The organism is Hyunsoonleella sp. J2K-J805, assembly GCF_057167125.1.
The window spans coordinates 2,379,276-2,398,810 of the sequence record NZ_CM169901.1; the positions used below are offsets into that span (position 1 = coordinate 2,379,276).

The 19,535-nt window shown below is 36.9% G+C and carries 11 protein-coding genes; all 11 read right to left on the bottom strand.

The genetic code is table 11. The features are described 5' to 3' along the window. Nucleotides 1-4 precede the first annotated feature (4 nt). On the bottom strand, nucleotides 5-1,027 hold the full coding sequence (gene ruvB, locus AC1B0Z_RS10600) for a Holliday junction branch migration DNA helicase RuvB (protein ID WP_483791960.1): 1,023 nt from the start codon (nucleotides 1,025-1,027) through the stop codon (nucleotides 5-7). A 391-nt stretch (nucleotides 1,028-1,418) separates the two neighbouring features. Next, complete coding sequence (locus tag AC1B0Z_RS10605; protein WP_483791961.1) at nucleotides 1,419-3,314, bottom strand: OmpA family protein; 1,896 nt, start codon at nucleotides 3,312-3,314, stop codon at nucleotides 1,419-1,421. An 18-nt stretch (nucleotides 3,315-3,332) separates the two neighbouring features. Further along, nucleotides 3,333-4,289 (bottom strand): PorP/SprF family type IX secretion system membrane protein, encoded by a 957-nt coding sequence (locus AC1B0Z_RS10610; RefSeq protein WP_483791962.1) that lies wholly within the window; start codon nucleotides 4,287-4,289, stop codon nucleotides 3,333-3,335. A 26-nt stretch (nucleotides 4,290-4,315) separates the two neighbouring features. Beyond that, nucleotides 4,316-8,920, bottom strand: coding sequence for an Ig-like domain-containing protein (locus AC1B0Z_RS10615; protein ID WP_483791963.1), 4,605 nt, complete (start codon nucleotides 8,918-8,920; stop codon nucleotides 4,316-4,318). Between the two features lie 300 nt (nucleotides 8,921-9,220). Beyond that, nucleotides 9,221-11,011, bottom strand: coding sequence for a cytochrome c oxidase subunit I (locus AC1B0Z_RS10620; protein WP_483791964.1), 1,791 nt, complete (start codon nucleotides 11,009-11,011; stop codon nucleotides 9,221-9,223). A gap of 26 nt (nucleotides 11,012-11,037) precedes the next feature. Beyond that, entirely contained in the window at nucleotides 11,038-12,111 is a 1,074-nt protein-coding gene (locus AC1B0Z_RS10625) for a cytochrome c oxidase subunit II (RefSeq protein WP_483791965.1), read from the bottom strand. A gap of 30 nt (nucleotides 12,112-12,141) precedes the next feature. After that, the gene (locus AC1B0Z_RS10630) at nucleotides 12,142-13,512 is read right to left on the bottom strand and encodes a quinol:cytochrome C oxidoreductase (protein ID WP_483791966.1); all 1,371 of its coding nucleotides are present in this window, start codon (nucleotides 13,510-13,512) and stop codon (nucleotides 12,142-12,144) included. A gap of 20 nt (nucleotides 13,513-13,532) precedes the next feature. Continuing rightward, entirely contained in the window at nucleotides 13,533-14,087 is a 555-nt protein-coding gene (locus AC1B0Z_RS10635) for a c-type cytochrome (RefSeq protein WP_483791967.1), read from the bottom strand. Nucleotides 14,088-14,099: 12 nt separating this feature from the next. Then, a complete protein-coding gene (locus tag AC1B0Z_RS10640) occupies nucleotides 14,100-14,633 on the bottom strand; it encodes a DUF3341 domain-containing protein (protein ID WP_483791968.1) in 534 nt (177 codons plus the stop codon). 9 nt (nucleotides 14,634-14,642) lie between these two features. Further along, nucleotides 14,643-16,382 (bottom strand): NrfD/PsrC family molybdoenzyme membrane anchor subunit, encoded by a 1,740-nt coding sequence (nrfD, locus tag AC1B0Z_RS10645; protein ID WP_483791969.1) that lies wholly within the window; start codon nucleotides 16,380-16,382, stop codon nucleotides 14,643-14,645. A 28-nt stretch (nucleotides 16,383-16,410) separates the two neighbouring features. Beyond that, nucleotides 16,411-19,512 carry a TAT-variant-translocated molybdopterin oxidoreductase gene (locus AC1B0Z_RS10650; protein ID WP_483791970.1) on the bottom strand — a complete coding sequence of 1,034 codons (3,102 nt, stop codon included), beginning with the start codon at nucleotides 19,510-19,512 and terminating at the stop codon, nucleotides 16,411-16,413. Nucleotides 19,513-19,535: the final 23 nt, after the last annotated feature.

A 19,535-nucleotide genomic window follows, 5' to 3' on the forward strand; every position in this document is an offset into this window, starting at 1 on the left:
TTTCTTAAAATAAACCTCCTTGAATGTTACCTTTTATTTTTCCTAAATGCTTATACGCTTGCTCTGTAACTTCTCTACCACGAGGAGTCCTCATGATAAAGCCCTGTTGAATTAAAAAGGGTTCATAAACCTCTTCTATGGTTTCGGGACTTTCACTTACCGCTGTAGCAATAGTTGTAATACCAACAGGACCACCTTTAAATTTATCGATGATAGTCGATAGAATTTTATTGTCCATTTCATCCAATCCATGAGCATCAACATTTAAAGCTTCTAAGGCAAATTTTGCGATTTTTATATCGATACTACCATTACCTTTTATTTGCGCAAAATCTCTAACGCGCCTTAAAAGTGCATTTGCAATTCTTGGTGTACCGCGACTTCGTCCTGCGATTTCAACCGCTGCTTCCATAGAAATTGGCACATCTAAAATCATGGCACTGCGTTGTACAATAGTGGTTAATAAATCGGTTTTATAATATTGTAGTCTGCTTTGAATACCAAAACGGGCACGCATAGGAGAGGTTAATAATCCTGAACGGGTAGTAGCGCCAACAAGCGTAAACGGACTTAAATTGATTTGAACAGTACGGGCATTCGGACCCGTTTCAATCATAATATCAATCTTGTAATCTTCCATTGCTGAGTATAAATATTCCTCAACAATAGGACTTAAGCGATGTATTTCATCAATAAATAAAACATCACGTTCATCAAGATTAGTCAACAAGCCTGCTAAGTCTCCCGGTTTATCTAAAACAGGGCCTGATGTTACTTTTATACCAACATCTAGCTCATTAGCTAAAATATGTGCCAGTGTTGTTTTACCTAATCCTGGAGGGCCGTGAAATAAAGTATGATCTAAAGCCTCACCTCTTAAATTTGCAGCTTTTACAAAAACTTGAAGGTTTTCCAATACTTGATCTTGCCCAGTAAAATCATCAAACGCTAAAGGTCTCAGTTTTTTTTCAACATCTATTTCCTCTGGGGAAAAATTCTCGTTGGTTGGGTCTAAGTTTTCGTTCATTTTTTTTAGGGTAGGTTAACCCGATTGACCGTTCGGATTTTAAAAATATTTAAAGAGGTAAAACGTTAGAGGTTTTTAAAACATATACAAGAATTAGAACAATTGCTGCACTTATTCCAAGAACAGTTTCCCAGTGGTAAATACTAAACAGTTCTCTTCTCGTTGGTTTTCTACCATTTAATTTCTTAAACCTGTTATAGACTAATCTATGGACAAAATAACCTACTATCACAAACAGTACTATTGCAGTTATATAATACACCATACCTTTTGGAATTTGATATGATAAAAATACATAAAACAAATGACTTAATTAGAAATAACGAAAGCCTTTCAAATCTGACCATAGTCAGTAGAAAGGCTTTCCGGCTTTTGGTTGGTTTATGGATGGTTATTTTAGAATTGTAAACTCACAACGTCTGTTAATATCGTATTCTCTATCATCACAGATACCTTCTTTTACACATTTGTTAAGTGGTTGCATTTCGCCATAACCAATACTTTTTAATCGGTTACGCTCAATACCTTGGCTCACTAAATACTCTAGAGTTGATGCTGCGCGACGTTTTGATAACTCTAAATTATATTGATCTGGACCACGGGCATCAGTATGTGCTGACACTTCAACTTCCATAGATGGGTATTTCTTCATTAAATCTACCAAAACATTTAAAGTATTTGCTGCATCTTCACGAATAATAGCTTCATCAAAATCAAAGAAAATTTTATCTAACTCAACCTGAACGACTTGTTCAATACCTTTCTGTTTTTCTTTTACGCGTTCTTCGGCATCAGCAAAAGATTCTAAATTCAAGTAAATATCATGCTGTACTTTACCCTTACTGTCGGTTGAAAATTCCACATCTTGAGGAATGTAGGCTTTTCGTGTTCCTCGCACTTTATATCTTTTATTGGGTTCAATTTTGAAAATGTAATACGCATCATCACCAACAATAGTATCTTGGATTACTGTATCTGATTCGTCAAATAAAGTAACCAAGGAACCTGCCAGTAACTCCTTACTATTTAAGTCTTGTACCACACCTTCTACTTGATAAATAGTTAATGGGTTTACTTCTCTTTTAAAACCAAACAATCTATCATATCCTGTTCTATTTGAAGACACAAAACCTTTGTTATCCTTCTCTCTTATCACATAGGCAAAATCATCTAAAGGACTATTTATAGTGCTTCCTAAATTAACGGGCTTGTCAAATGTGTCATTTACCAAATTACTTCTAAACACATCTAATCCACCGTATCCTAAATGACCAATAGATGAAAAATACAAGACATTATATTTACTGATAAATGGGAATTGTTCTCTGTGTTTTGTATTAATGGTTTCACCTAAATTTTCAGGTTCGCCATAGGTGCCATCTTCATTTATGGCTACTTTAAAAATATCAAAACTTCCTAATGTCCCAGGCATATCGCTTGCGAAATACAAGGTTTTTTCATCATAACTTAACGCTGGATGCTCTGTACTGTAATCATTTGATGTAAATGGCAATGCGGTAACATTAGTCCACTGTCCATCAACCAATTCGGCTTTATAAATTTTGATGTGCGCAATACGCTGTTCATCCGTTTTTTTACGCGTAGTATTTGTTCGATTAAAATACATGGTTTTTCCATCACTTGTAAACACCGCATTACTTTCATGTGAACTTGTATTGATAGCTTCTGAAAATGGCTCTACATTTTCCAATGCATTTTGACTATTTAACGTACCGCTATACAAATCTAAATACGGGGAGTTATTCCATGAATATGTTGGATTCTCTGAATTTCTTGCCGAAGCGAAAGCTACCTTGTCTTCACCATAAAATGTCAAACCAAAATCACTGCTTGAATTTCTGTTTTCAATCTGTTTCAATTTGAAGTTATGTGGCGTAGTTTTATCCGTTTCTTCAATTAAAGCTAAGGTGTTAATTGGCTTATTATAGTAACGCCTTAAATGTTTATCTGCTTCCTTGTATTCCTTCACGCCTTTTAAAGCCTGTGCAAATCTAAAGTGATATTCAATATCAATGGAATCTCCATACGCTACAAACAATTCTCTGTAGGTTTTAATCGCTTTTTGAAGACTAGAATTGTAATAGTAACTATCCGCCAAATTTTGAAGCACACTTTGGGTACGCTCTTTGGTTTCATAAATTTCGGCAGCGTCTTTATAAGCTCTAATTTCAAAAAGCTTATCTACACGTTTTGTATTTTTCTTTTGGGCAAACCCTATTCCACTAACTAATAAAAGGCTTGCAATTATGTATCTAAAATTTTTCATGGTTCCTTGTATTAAATGTTAGAAGAATCTTGGTGAGCGATCGTATCCGTTTTTAAATCCGAATAAATCCACATCAAACAAAATGAATATTTCGTGAGAGCCAGAATTGAAATCTCCCAAGTTTGTGGTTGTATAATCATAGGCATAACCTATTCTTAATTCTTCGGTAATTCTAAAGTTTACAAGTGCACTAATGGCATCATCTAAACGGTATCCTAAACCAGCTTCTAGTTTTTCATTGATTAAAACATTAGCAGTAATATCTAGAGCTAAAGGCGCTCCTTTAACACCTCTTGCCATAAATGCAGGTTTGAATTTAAGGTTTGAATTGATATCGAAAACATAACCTCCTGTAAAGAAATAATGTACATTCTCAATACCCGTAGCCTTAATACCATTTTGATTTTCTAGGTGTTTGGTTGAAAGCATATTAGGTGCCGATAGCCCTAAATAATAGTTTTCTCCGAAAAAGAAGGCACCAATACCTAAATTAGGAAATGCTCTGTTTATATTTTCATCGAACGCATTATCTCCACTTGCAGGACCATTTTGTAATTGTAGTCCATTAAAATTAGTATCAAACATGCGAACACCTGCTTTTAATCCGAAGGAAATCTTGGTTTCAATACCAACGGGTAACACATAAGCAAAATCTGCAAAAATGTTGTTCTCGTTGATGATATCACCAATATTATCATTGGTGAATGAAATTCCCATTTCTATTTTATCGTTAATAGGTGTGTGGGCAAAAAAGGTACCTGTTGAAGGTGCACCTTCTAGTCCTACCCATTGTGTTCTATACAATCCGCCCAGGTTTAAAATACCTTCTTCCGCAGTAGCGTAGGCTGGATTAATCACACTCATATTATACATATATTGAGTGAATTGTGGGTCTTGTTGCGCGAAGCTTTGTAATGATACTAACATCAAACTTAACAAAGCAGCTATTTTATGATATGTATTTAAATGTTTCATCGTTTTAAATCTTTTGTATCTATAAATTATCTGCTTAAGTATAAGCGTCCTTGTTCTGGAGCATCAACTCCGTTATTAAATCTGAATATGTAGAAGTACACACCTACAGGTAAATCGCCTTTTACAACAACTCTTCCTTGGTTTGATGTGCCATCAAAACGTGGTGTACTTGCATTACCCCTGTAGACGACATTTCCATTTCTATTGAAAATCTCTAGTTCGAAATTTGGATAAAGCACGTCCAGATTATCAATATCATAAGTATCGTTAACACCGTCTCCATTTGGTGAAAAACCATCTGGCAAACTTATTTTACCACAAGCGGTAATATCAGGTGTTATTTCTAGTCTTACTGAACTTTCACATCCCGTAGTTTGGTCAATTAAAGCTGCATAATATGTATTAGGCCCTAGTGCTGCTGCATCTGAAATAGGGGTTCCTCCTGTGGCAACATCATACCAAACAATATTATTTAATGAAGAATCATACTCTATAATGTTTTGAGATAGCGTATTTAATGTTGGTCCGTCATTAATGCAATAGTCTAAACTTGGATCATCAAGTGTAGGTGTTGCCGCATCATTTACTGTAACGTTAACCTGTTCTGCTACTGAAGATTCACAACCTGTACCATTGGTTTGAGTAGCGTAATAATCTTCACCATCTTCCAATGCATCTGTATCAATTAAAGGTGCTGTTAATGCTGCGTCTTCATACCAATTTACAGTTCCCGTTGCCCGTATACTATCACTTAAATCTGCAACCGTAGGATTGTCGGCTAAACAAAAAGAAGGATTTGGATCTAAAACAAGCACTGGTAAACTATCATCAATAGTAATTGTTACATCAGCCGATACATCTGGCGAACAAGGCGCTACAGCAGTTACTGTATAAGTGTAAGTACCAGCAGTATCCACCGAAGGGTCGAAAACACCTGTACCGCTTGTTAGTGCTGGCGACCATGTTCCTCCTGTTTGTGCATCGGCACCTAACAGTGTAAATAAATCGGTGGTACCATCTCCCGCACAAGCAGCCAATGATGCATTTGTACCGGCATTTGGTGCTTCAACTACCGTTACTACAACATCACTACTTACGGTACCACAAGCATTTGTAATGGTATAAGTGTAAGTTCCAGATGTGTCAGTCGCAGGATCAAAATCTCCTGTTCCACTAGCCAACGCTGGCGACCAAGAGCCTCCCGTATCTGCGCTTCCTAATAAACCAAATAAATCCGTAATTGCATCTGTACTACAGATATCTAAAGTTGCATCAGCACCCGCACTCTGCGGTTCTTCAATAGTAACCGTAATTGATGCACTATCGTCAACACAAGGCGCATTTGCTGTTACAACATAGGTGAAATTGTATGTGCCCGCCGCTAATCCTGTAGCATCAAAAATGTTTCCTGTTAAAGCTCCTGTAGCATCATCATCTTGCCATGTACCACCAGCATCTTCAGTACCATCTAATCCGTCAAATAAATCAATATTATTATTATCGTTACATGCAATAATAGCAGTTGCATTTGGACTTCCAGCATCTGGTGACAGGTAAATGGTTACATCTACTTGAGTTCTTACAGAAGACTCACAATTTGTTGTAGCATCGGTTTGTGTTGCAAAATAATCTTCGCCATCAACTAAAGCTGTTGTTGCATCTAAAGGCGTACCACCAGAAGCATCATCGTACCATTGAATACTATTTCCTGTTGCTACTAAATCAGCTACTGTGGCACTATCACAAAACTCTAGTATTGCGGATGCGGTTGGTGCAGGTGTATCATTTATAATAATACTTACGGTAACGTTAACATCGTCACAACTTCCAATGGCATCAACATCATAAGTAAAATCGTAAGCTCCTGCTATAAGCCCGTCAATGGTAACTAAGTTTCCTGATAAGGCTCCAGTTGCATCGTCATCACTCCAAGTTCCTGTTTGATCTTCATCCGCTAATAAGTCAAATAAATCATAGGTTTGTGCAGTTGTAATTTCAGAAATACAAAATTCTACTGGTGTATTTGCAGTTCCCGATTCTGGTGCATCTTCCACAGTTACAGTTACTGTAGAACTATTGGTACAACTATTTGAATCTGTGATAGAATAGGTAAAATTAAATGAACCAATAGTTAGTGATGTTAAATCTACATTACTTCCAGATAAAGCTCCTGAGGCATCGTCATCTGACCATGTGCCTCCTGTATCTTCTCCTGCTAATTGACCGAATAAGTCTAGTGGTGAATTTGCTGTCAAGTCATTTTCACAAAATGTGGCTGGAGATGGTGTTCCTGTATTTGGTAACGGGTTAATTGTTACCTGTACTGTTACTAAGGGATCATCACAACTTCCTATTGCATCTACATCAAAAGTGAAATCATATGTTCCTGCGGTGAATCCTGATAAATCGATTGGATTTGTTGCTGTTGCTCCTAGATTGTCTGTTCCAACAAACCATGTTCCTGTTTGGTCTTCTCCTTCTAGCAAATCAAATAAATTATAACTTGCTGGTGCCGAACCTTCACAATATTCTACTGGTGAATTTACTGTTCCTGATTCTGGTGCATCTTCCACAGTTACAGTTACTGTAGAACTATTGGTACAACTATTTGAATCTGTGATAGAATAGGTAAAATTAAATGAACCAATAGTTAGTGATGTTAAATCTACATTATTTCCAGATAAAGCTCCTGAAGCATCGTCATCTGACCATGTGCCTCCTGTATCTTCTCCTGCTAATTGACCGAATAAATCCAGTGGTGAATTTGCTGCCAAATCGTTTTCACAAAATGTGGCTGGAGATGGTGTTCCTGTGTTTGGTAACGGGTTAATTGTTACCTGAACTGTTACTAAAGGATCATCACAACTTCCAATGGCGTCTACATCATAAGTATAATTATAAGTGCCAGGTGTCAGTCCTGATAAATCAATAGGGTTAGCTGTTGAAGTTCCCGTATTGTCGGTTCCAATGTACCAGGTTCCTGTTTGGTCTTCATTTTGTAATAAATCGAATAAATCAAAACTCGCTGGTGCTATCCCTTCACAAAATTCTGGGAAGGTAGCTACAGGAGTTCCTGATTCTGGTGCGTCCTCGACTGTAATTGATATTTGTTCCGAATCTGAACATGTTCCATTATCTATAGTATATGTAAATAAGTAAGGACTTCCAGCAACGGTGAACCCTGTAATATCTATTGGGTTTGAAATAGCAGCGTTACTTGCATCCATCCAAGTACCTGCGTTATTATCTTGAGAACCGTCTAAAGCATCAAACAAATTAAATGGTGAATTTGTTGCTAAATCATTTTCACAGAATGTTTGATTTACTGCACTTCCAGCATTTGGATCCGCCAAAACGATTACTTGAACTGTTGTTGACTCTTCTGGACATGGATTTGGTAATACATTTTGAGTGTAGGTGAAATTATAAGTCCCTGGAGTAAATCCTGTTAAATCAAATGGGGAAGTTACCACTGGGTCTGTACTCAACGTACCTTGTGTCCACTGCCCTCCTGTATCTTCATTATCTAATAGTGAAAATAAATCTAGATCTGTTGGTAAACCTGATTCACAGTATGAAGCTGGATTAGCTACTGATGGTGTGCCAGAACTAAGTGTTTCGTATACCTCTATAGTTACAGTTGCAACAGCATCAGGACAAGCGCCTGTACTAGCCACTGTATAAGTAAATGTGTAGACTCCTGCTGTTGTTAATGCAGAAATATTTACAGTACCTCTAAAACCATTTGAGGTTACCAAAGGCCCTGTCCAACTACCTGTATTATCAGGAGTACCCCCTAATTCATCGAATAAATCGAAATCGCTAGGTAAGTTATCATTACAATACTCTAAATTTGCCGAATTTCCCGCTTCAGTAGGCGCGTCAATATTTACGGTAATAGCAACTGCATTACTAACACAAAAAATATCGTCAACTTGAACATAGTAGGTGTTTCCATCTACTAAAGGTTCCGTTAAGGATAAAGCAGGAGGAATTGGATCTCCTGAACCATCTAAATTGTCATACCAAAGAAAATTTGTAGATGTCGTTCCTGGGTCTAAATTACCAACTTGTGGGTTAGTATCTGCACAAAACTCTTGTGGTGCAGGTGGAGTAGGATCAGTAGGGGCCGTGAAAACACCCACCTGACCAATTTCAATTTGACTTCTACAACCGCCATTATCCATAAAAACAATGTAGTAATTTGAAGCTCCAATAGGAATAGTGTCTGTTGCATTTGCTTGATTTGTTAAATCAAAATCGTTATATATCTCCACTGAACCCCCAGAAGGAATACTTCCAGAAAGCACATCATCAATATAGGTTTGAATGGTTGCATTTTCATTACTACAATAAATGCGATCAAGGTTTTCACCTGACGCATCTACTTGAAAATCGATTGTAATTGATGCTCTAACACCACAGGTACCAGAGTTGTCATCAGCGTAGTACGTTCCTTCAGAAACCAGTTGATTAATATTAAATGGGGTACCACCGGAAGCCACATCATACCAGACAATACCATTGCCATTATCAATGGCAAGTGTATTTAAGTCGTTGAACGAATAGCCAGAGGCATTACAAATAGGTGGAGGATTTGGGTCTGTTATTGTTGGACATTGTGCAGTCATGGAAAATGACATTAACAAAAACAATAAACAATAAAATATATGAGCACATATATTCATCGGGGTAGGTTTAGTTTTCATTTTGAATGGTTAAAAATCATATTTAATAGCAAATGGAAAATGTATCGATGCTTCTCTTCAAGAATCATCTTACTATTTTTCTGACCGCAATTTAACTGATTTTTTTGTATTTCATCGAAAAATTTTAAAAAATTTTACTTTTCACCGAAAAAAACATCCATTTAAACTGAAAAACCCGTCCAATTAGACGGGTTTTGAGTGTAAGATATATAATATTAAAGTCTAATGCTGAAGTTCTTCTTCTCCTTCTTTTAAGGGAATATTTTGAGGTACAAAATCAACATCATGACCAGGTTTACTGTAATCGTAAGCCCAACGGTGTACATGTGGAATTTCTCCCGGCCAATTACCATGTATATGTTCAACAGGTGCCGTCCACTCTAAAGTAGTAGACCTCCAAGGGTTTTGTACAGCTTTCTTTCCAAAGAAAATGCTAGCAAAGAAATTGTATAAATACGCAATCTGCACTACACCACCAACTAGAGCAAATATGGTGATAATAACATTTACATTTGCTACATCATCAAATAATGGAAAATTACTATTCGTATAATAACGTCTCGGTAAACCTGCCATTCCTATAAAGTGCATTGGGAAGAATACCCCATATGCACAAACTGCAGTAACCCAGAAGTGAATGTATCCTAAATTTTTATTCAGCATTCTACCAAACATTCTTGGAAACCAGTGGTAAATCCCTGCAAACATACCGTAAAGTGCAGATATCCCCATTACTAAGTGAAAGTGTGCTACAACAAAGTAAGTATCGTGTACATTAATATCTAACGCACTATCTCCAAGAATAATACCTGTTAAACCACCAGTGATAAATGTTGATACAAAACCAATGGAAAATAACATTGCAGGGTTCATCTGGAGATTACCTTTCCATAATGTTGTTATCCAGTTAAATGCCTTTACAGCCGATGGTATCGCAATCAATAATGTTGTGAATGTAAATACTGAACCTAAGAACGGATTCATCCCTGAAATAAACATGTGGTGACCCCATACAATAGTAGACAAGAAAGCAATGGCCAATATTGAAGCGATCATCGCACGATAACCAAAAATTGGTTTACGTGAATTGGAGGCCATAATCTCGGATACAAGCCCCATAGCGGGTAAAATTACAATGTATACCTCTGGATGTCCTAAGAACCAAAACAAGTGTTCAAATAAAACAGGTGAGCCTCCTTGGTAGTGTAACACTTCACCTTGGATAAATATATCTGATAAGAAGAAGGATGTTCCAAAACTTCTATCCATAATCAATAGCAGTGCAGCAGATAATAATACTGGGAATGAAATAACACCGATAACTGCTGTAATAAAGAATGCCCAAATAGTTAGTGGCAATCTTGTCATAGACATACCTTTAGTTCTAAGGTTGATTACAGTAACAATATAATTTAATGATCCTAATAATGAAGATGCAATAAAGATTGCCATAGATACTAACCAAAGTGTCATACCCATACCAGAACCGCCTTGTGCCATAGGTAAAGCCGAAAGTGGTGGATAAATGGTCCAACCAGCAGCAGCAGGTCCTGCTTCTACAAATAGCGAGATTACCATAATAACACTAGATAAAAAGAACAACCAATAGGATACCATATTTAAAAAGCCTGATGCCATATCTCGTGCTCCAATCTGTAATGGGATTAATAAGTTACTAAATGTACCACTTAGACCAGCCGTCAATACAAAAAATACCATAATAGTACCATGTATAGTTACTAATGCTAAATAAATATCTGCATCCATAACACCATCTGGAGCCCACTTTCCTAATAATGCTTCGAAAATCACATTTGGCTCTTCTGGCCATGCGATTTGCATACGAAACATTAAGGACATTAAAACACCAATAACTCCCATAATAGTACCTGTAATTAAGTACTGTTTAGCAATCATCTTGTGATCCTGACTAAATATATATTTAGTTACAAACGTTTCTTTATGATGATGTCCGTGGTCGTCGTGAGCGTGAGTATCTGCGTGTGCTGACATAATCTATTATCGTTTTTCTTTTTGAATTAGTTAATAAGAGCGTTCTTGAATTCCTTTTGTTCCTTTATCCAAGCATTGTATTCTTCTTCAGTTTCAACTACAATTTTCATTTGCATATTGTAATGTGATTTACCACAAATTTTATTACAAAGCAAAAGGTAATCAAACTCATAAGGATCTAAAGGGTCTCCTCCTTCTTCTATTAATTTTTTACTTTTTTCTACTCTAATTTCGTTTATGTGCTTTACTTTTTCCTGCATTTGAGGTGTTTGTCTCATTTCTGCAGTAGTGACTGTTGGCGTGAAACCAAATTGTGTAATCATACCAGGAACACAATTCATTTGTGCTCTAAAGTGTGGCATATATGCTGAATGTAATACGTCTTGCGAACGCATTTTAAACAGTACAGGTCTTCCAACAGGTAAATGTAATTCAGTAGTGATGATATCATCCTGTGCATTAGGATCAGCTTCATCTAAACCTAAAATATTTGCACGATCTATATCAATTAAACGCACATTAGCTTTACCTAAAGTATTATCTGCCCCACCATATCTAGCTTTCCAGTTAAACTGCTGTGCATATAATTCAACTATTAAAGGATCATCACTTTCATCAACACCCATTATATTGATCCAAGTGTTTAACCCGTATATGATTAACCCCGCTAAAACAATTACTGGAATGATCGTCCAGATAAATTCTAACTTATTGTTATCCGCAAAGAATAAGGCCTTCTTTCCTTTCTCGCCTTTATATTTGAATGCAAAATAGTGTAACAAAAACTGCGTTACGGTTTGCACAAAAAAGATGATAACCATAGATATCACCATCAAATTATCAATGGTAGGTCCATGTTCAGAGGCAGAGTTTGACATTAATGGTAAATCGCCCCACTTTACACATGAGATGATGGTTATAACATAAATGAAAACCAAAAAGCCCATCATTAAATAACCGTTAATCGTGTTATCTTTATCGGTGGCTACTCCTGCAGTAGAGTTTTCGTTTTTAGCCTGAGCCAAATCAAAAATCTTAACCATCTGCCAAATGGCTATCAGAATAAATACTAAAACTATAATTGTTAATAAAGCAGTCATTGTTATCAGTCGTCTTTATTTATATCTTAATTAATAATGAAATTCTTCGCTTTCCTTTCTAAAAGGATAGCCTTTCACCAATAGCGGTGCTTTTGCTAAGGCTGTAAATACTATAAAAATGAATAAACCAGCAAATAACAATATTGAACCAATTTCTGGAATTCCAATAAACCATCTATCACCAACCGTAGCAGGCATAATCATATTGAACACGTCAATGTAGTGCCCGAATAGAATAACTAAACCAGTCATTACAACAAACCATGGTATACGTTTATAATCGGCATTCATCAACATTAAAATTGGAAATACAAAGTTTAGAACAACCATACCTAAGAACGGTAATTTATAGTCATTGAAACGAGAAATGAAATATGTTACCTCTTCAGGAATATTTGAATACCAAATCAACATAAATTGTGAGAACCAAAGGTACGTCCAGAAAATACTCATAGCGAACATAAATTTAGCCACATCATGCAAGTGGTTTTCATTTACAAACTCCAAATAACCTCTAGATTTAAGATAGATTGAAATCAAAGCAATAACTGTGATGCCACTTACAAACATACTTGCGAATACATACCAACCAAACAATGTTGAAAACCAGTGGGGATCAACACTCATTATCCAATCCCAAGACATTATAGATTCTGTATAGATAAAGAACACTAAGAATCCTGCAGACCATTTAAACAACTTTTTAAAAGTACCTTTATCTTCTCCATCTTCTAGCTTGCGAGTATACTTTCTGGAGATGTATCTATAAAAACTCCATCCTGCAATAAATATAGCACCACGAATTGCAAAACCAGGAAGATTTAACCACCCAGATTTTCCTTGTATTAATTTGTCGTGAGCCACAACATCGGGATCCATCCAAATAAATATATTATAGTGCCCAAGGGTGCCAGAAGCTATGGCAATTAAAAGGACAATTACAGCTCCAGGTAAAAGATAAGCAGTAATCCCTTCCATAACCCTAAACAATACAGGAGACCATCCCGCCTGTGATGCTATTTGGATAGCATAAAATGCTAAACAACCCAATGCAATCATCATAAAGAAAAATGCAGCAACGTATAATGCAGCCCATGGCCTATTATGGATTTGATGCATTACATGTTCCACATGCTTTTTATGAGTATCTTCTCCTCCATGAGCGTCTTTAGCATGAGAATCGCTATGAGCACCTGAAGCGGCGTGTGTGTCGTGACCAGCAGTTGCATGTGCCACCTCTTCTCCATGTCCGCCTCCATGATGTGATTCTTCATGTTCAAGTAAGGTTTCAACTTCTTCAAAAGATTTATGAGATGTCATAAAACCATATCCTACTCCTAATATTCCAAGTATAACTAGGATAATAGAAAATGTCTTTAATTTATTTGAAAATGTGTACATATCTATATAATCTTATCTTCTTACTTTTCTAAATCTGCCTTTAACTTTAAAACGTAGGACACTACTTGCCAACGCTCTTCTTCGTTTAATTGGTTTGCGTAACTTCCCATAGAGTTTTTACCATAATAAATAGTGTGATAAATACTCCCTTCATTTATGGCTCTACCAGCATCATCATAACTAGGAATTCCTAATATTTTTTCACGTTTTACCAACTTACCTTGTCCTTTACCTTTATTCCCATGACATATACCACAGTAAATGTCATATAACTCTTTACCTCTCTCTAAATCTACAGCAGTAGAATCCAAAGGACTTTTTAGAGTAGCTTTTGCGAATCCATAGCCCTCCGTAGAGTTTTCTATATCAAAAGGTACAAAGCCTCTAGGTATACTACCTTGAACTGGTGTTCTGGCCGCCATACCGTTTTCGTAGAGTTCGTTTTCTCCATAAGTTTCAAAACCTACAGATTCATACATGTTGGGCATATATTGATAATTAGGAGCAGTATCTTTTTTACAGGACATTGCCACTAATACAAATGCAATTGCTAAAAATTTAATTACGCTTTTCATTTATAAAACTTATTAATGCGCTTCTTTATCTACTATATTGATTTCAACAGCTCCTGTTTGAGAAAGCAAACTTTCTAATTCGCTTTCATTGCCATGAACCGCAATTTCCATTAAAAAATGATCGTCCGTGGTTCTAGGGTCTGGGTTTTCTCCTTTTTTAAAAGGCCACATTCTACTTCTTAAGTAAAATGTAATTACCATTAAATGTGCAGCAAAAAACACTGTAAGCTCAAACATAATTGGTACAAATGCCGGCATATTTTCTATATAACTAAAACTTGGCTTACCGCCAATATCTTGCGGCCAATCTTTAATCATAATGAAATTCATCATTACAATTGCAACGGTTAAACCTACCAAACCATACAAAAACGCAGTTATTGCAATTCTTGTAGGTGCCAACCCCATAGCCTTATCTAAACCATGAACTGGAAATGGCGTATATATTTCTTCGATATGGTGCTTTGCTGCCTTAACTTTTTTAACGGCTGACATTAATACATCATCATCGGTATAAATAGCGTGAATAACTTTTGAAGCTTCCATTGACTATGTTTAGTTTATTAATTTTTTAGCTTGTCCGGACCAATCATCACGTTCTGCCCTTCCTGGGAATGAGCCCGTAATACTATCTAACAAATCATATTCTTTCTTGGTCATTTTGCTTACCTGAAGGAAAGTATAAATACCAATACTATTTAAAACTTCTTCCATCTTAGGGCCAACGCCACTTATTTTCTTTAAGTCGTCTGCCGTTTGGGTAGAAGGATCAAAAGTACCAATGCTTTCTAATAGTGTACTCGTCATTTCTGACTTATCACCTTTTATTTCAGTCGGCTCTGGCTCTGAAGCTATGGCATGGGACACGTTACCTGAGGTTCTTTCATCAGCACCTGTTCCTACCAAGCTATCGCCACGTTCTCTTATATTTTTATAACGCTCTCCAGAAGACTTTAAAATTGTCTTTACCTCTGCCTGTGCAATTACAGGAAATGTTCTAGAGTATAGCAGGAATAGTACAAAGAAAAAACCAATGGTTCCGATGAATATTCCAATATCAACAAATGTGGGAGAGAACATCGTCCATGAAGATGGTAGGTAATCTCTGTGCAATGAGGTTACGATAATTACAAAACGCTCAAACCACATCCCAATATTTACAACAATTGAAATAACGAATGAAAACATGATACTTGTTCTTAACTTCTTAAACCACATGAACTGTGGAGAGAACACATTACAAGTCATCATTGACCAGTATGCCCACCAATAAGGACCAGTTGCTCTGTTCAAGAAAGCATACTGCTCATACTCAACACCAGAGTACCAAGCAATAAATAGCTCTGTAATATAAGCCACACCAACAATAGACCCTGTAATCATAATTACAATGTTCATCAATTCGATATGTTGCACTGTAATATAGTCTTCAAGATTACACACTTTTCTCATAATGATAAGCAATGTGTTTACCATAGCAAATCCAGAGAAAACAGCACCTGCAACGAAATATGGTGGGAATATTGTAGTATGCCAACCAGGAATAACCGAAGTGGCAAAGTCAAAGGATACAATAGTATGTACAGAAAGTACTAAAGGCGTTGCTAAACCAGCCAGCACTAGTGATACTTCTTCAAAACGTTGCCAATCTTTAGCGCGTCCAGACCATCCAAAACTCAATAAAGTATATATTTTCTTTTGAAATGGTTTTACTGCGCGATCACGAATCATTGCGAAATCTGGCAATAAACCGGTCCACCAGAATACTAGGGATACTGATAGATATGTTGAAATAGCAAATACATCCCAAAGTAAAGGAGAATTAAAGTTTACCCATAGAGAACCAAATTGATTAGGTATTGGCAATACCCAATATGCCAACCAAGGACGACCCATGTGAATAATTGGAAACAAACCTGCTTGAACTACAGAGAAAATAGTCATTGCCTCAGCAGAACGGTTAATTGCCATTCTCCATTTTTGACGGAATAACAATAGTACCGCAGAAATTAATGTTCCTGCGTGACCAATTCCTACCCACCAAACGAAGTTTGTAATATCCCAAGCCCAGTTCACTGTTCGGTTAAGACCCCATGTTCCAATACCTGTTGAAATTGTATAGATTATACATCCAATCCCCCAAAGGAAAGCCGCGAGTGCAATACCAAAAACTATCCACCAGTGTTTATTGGCTTTTCCTTCTACAGGTTTTGCCACGTCTACAGTAACATCGTGGTATGACTTTTCGCCTGTAACTAAAGGTCTTCTAATAGGTGCTTCGTAATGAGACGCCATAATTATATAATTGATTCTTTAATTTGATTTATGCTTCGGTCGTATTTCTCACTTTGGTATGGTACATTACATTTGGTTTTGTGCCAACATGCTCCAATAGGTGATACATACGGTTATCTTCTTTAAGTTTTGCAACTTTACTTTCTTTATCGTTGATATCTCCAAACACCATGGCTCCAGAGCTACACGCCGCGGAACATGCCGTTTGGAATTCTCCATCCTTAATAACGCGTCCGTCCCGTTTAGCGTCAAGAATCGTTTTCTGTGTTTTTTGAATACACATAGAACATTTCTCCATCACACCTCTTGAACGCACTACAACATCTGGATTTAACACCATTCGTCCTAAATCGTCATTCATATAGTAATCAAACTCATCATTACCGTTATACAGGAACCAATTGAAACGTCTCACCTTATATGGACAGTTGTTCGCACAATATCTTGTACCTACACAACGGTTGTATGCCATATGGTTCTGTCCTTGACGGCCATGAGCTGTTGCCGCAACTGGACAAACTGTTTCACATGGTGCATGGTTACAATGTTGACACATTACAGGTTGAAAAGCTACTTGCGGATTAGCAGATGGATCTTCCATTTCTCCGAAACCTCCAAGAGAACCATTTTCACCCCAAAGACCAGACATATCATCTTTCTTTTGGTTATCTCCTTCGAATGTCTCATCAGACGAATAATATCTATCAATACGCAACCAATGCATGTCACGACTTCGACGCATCTCCTCTTTACCAACAACTGGCACGTTATTTTCTGAGTGACAAGCAATAACACAAGCACCACAACCGGTACATGCGTTCAAGTCTATTGATAAATTAAAGTGATGTCCTATTGAGCGATCAAATTCATCCCATAAATCCACCTCAGGAGATCTTACAGAAGTCTCTTCGTGGTTTAACGATACCACAGGTATAGGATTCCAATGCTCCTTATCCTTAGTATTAAATATCTCTAAGGTAGTTTCTTTAACAATATCTCCGCGTCCCATTAGGGTATTATGCAATTGTACACAAGCAAATTCGTGCATTCCACCAACAGGCTCTACGGTTACATTTTGTACTGTATTAAAATTTTGATATAATGGATATGCGTTAACTCCAGTTTGCATTTCGGATTTCAATCCTAATTGCTTACCAAAACCTAGTGCTAAACCAACTGTGCCTTTAGCCTGTCCTGGTTGAATCACCACAGGCGCAGTTACAGAAGTACCATTCACCGTTACTTTCGCATAACTCCCGTTTAAAGCTCCAGTCGCATCATTTTCATTAATCAATCCTATTTCCTCCGCATCAGCTTTAGAAACAGTTAAATAATTATCCCAAGATACTCTTGTAATAGGGTCTGGAAACTCTTGCAGCCAAGGGTTGTTGGCTTGTTGACCATCACCCATACCTACTTTTGTATATAATGTAAGCTCTAATCCATTAGATTTAGCAGAGGCTACCAATGCTCTTGCTGCATTTCCTGAAGGCGCTTCAACGTTTTCTTCGTCAATCTCTTCGACTTCAACTTCTTCAGCTAAAGCACCCAGATAAACGCCATCATGTAATGCTTTGTTAAAAGAACTTCCACCTAAAATATCAGTACCCCAAGTTTCTTTTATATAATCGTGGTAAGAACTTTCGTTTTCTGTCCACTTCAATAACCCTTCTTGGAATTGTCTTGTATTAAACAACGGACGAATGGTAGGTTGCGTTAAACCATAATGTCCCTTTTTCAATTCTACATCACCCCAAGATTCCAAATAATGCGGTGCAGCTGCAACGTAATTACATTCTGAAGCAGTCTCGTCTTCTTTTAAAGAAAATGCGATTGATAAATCTGTTTTCTTTAATCCTTCTAAAAAGTCCGCCGAATTTGCCAGTGTATAAACAGGATTAACACCACTCATGATGATAGCGCCTACTTTACCAGCTTTCATATCGGCAACTAATTGCATTACTGCTTTATCGTTACCCTGCCTAGTTTTAATTGGAGTGTTCGGATCAAAAGCCTTACTTCCTAAAGTCTCATTTATATCTAAAGCTACAGTCTGTGCATTCACATCTTGAATTCCGGTAACTATAACCCCTTTACTTCCTGCTTTCTTTAATTGTGAAGCTGCCTTTGCAACTGCTTCATTAATATTTTCTGGTAAATCTGTAGACACAGAACCACCTACAATTAAGCTATATAATTTAGCTAAAACTTGTTTTTGTTGACTCGGAGTTAGTGGCACACGCTTATCGGCATTTGCACCAGATAAACTCATATTAGATTCAAATTGGATATGACGCGACATTTTACCATGATCTGGAATTCTATTTTTTGAATATCCAGAATCAAATCCTCCACCTTGCCAATCACTTAGGAAATCTGCTCCAACAGAAACAATAGTCATTGCTTTTGAGAAATCGTAATTTGCCAATCCTCTTTCACCATATTTTGCTTGAAACGCATCTAAAGCTGCAGATTCTGAAACGGCATCATACTGCACATGGCTTACATTGCCATACTTTTCAGCAAACTCAGCTACTAGTTTATTTGTAGATGGGCTAGCAAAAGTTTGTGTCAATAACACAATTGGTTTATTTGCGGCCGCAATTTCAGTTAAAGCTTTTGTAGTTTCAGCATCAAAATCATCCCAAGAAATATCTTCCCCATCTTTCTTAGGCCCTTGAACGCGCAAACTGTCGTATAAGCCCAAAACAGAGGCATGCACCCTAGCATTTGCACTACCATTAGTAGCAGCCATGGTGTTATTTTCTATTTTAATAGGACGACCTTCTCGAGTTTTTACTAAAACACTAGCAAAATCAAAACCATCAGCAATTGTAGTAGCGTAATAATTAGCAACTCCAGGGATAATTTCCGTTGGTTGTACCACATATGGGATTGATTTTTTCACTGGTCCTTCACAAGCCGCCAATGATGCAGCAGCAGTTGTAAAACCTACATATTTTAAGAAATCACGACGTGAAGTAGAAGTAGACTCTAGAGTTTCCTTATCTCCCAAAAATTCATCGGTAGGAATTTCTTCTACAAACTCGTTTTGTTTTAGCGTCTCAACAATAGAGCTGTTTTCGTTTAGCTCTTCAACACTTTTCCAGTATTTCTTGTTTGATGACATATTATATATGAATTACTTCTTAT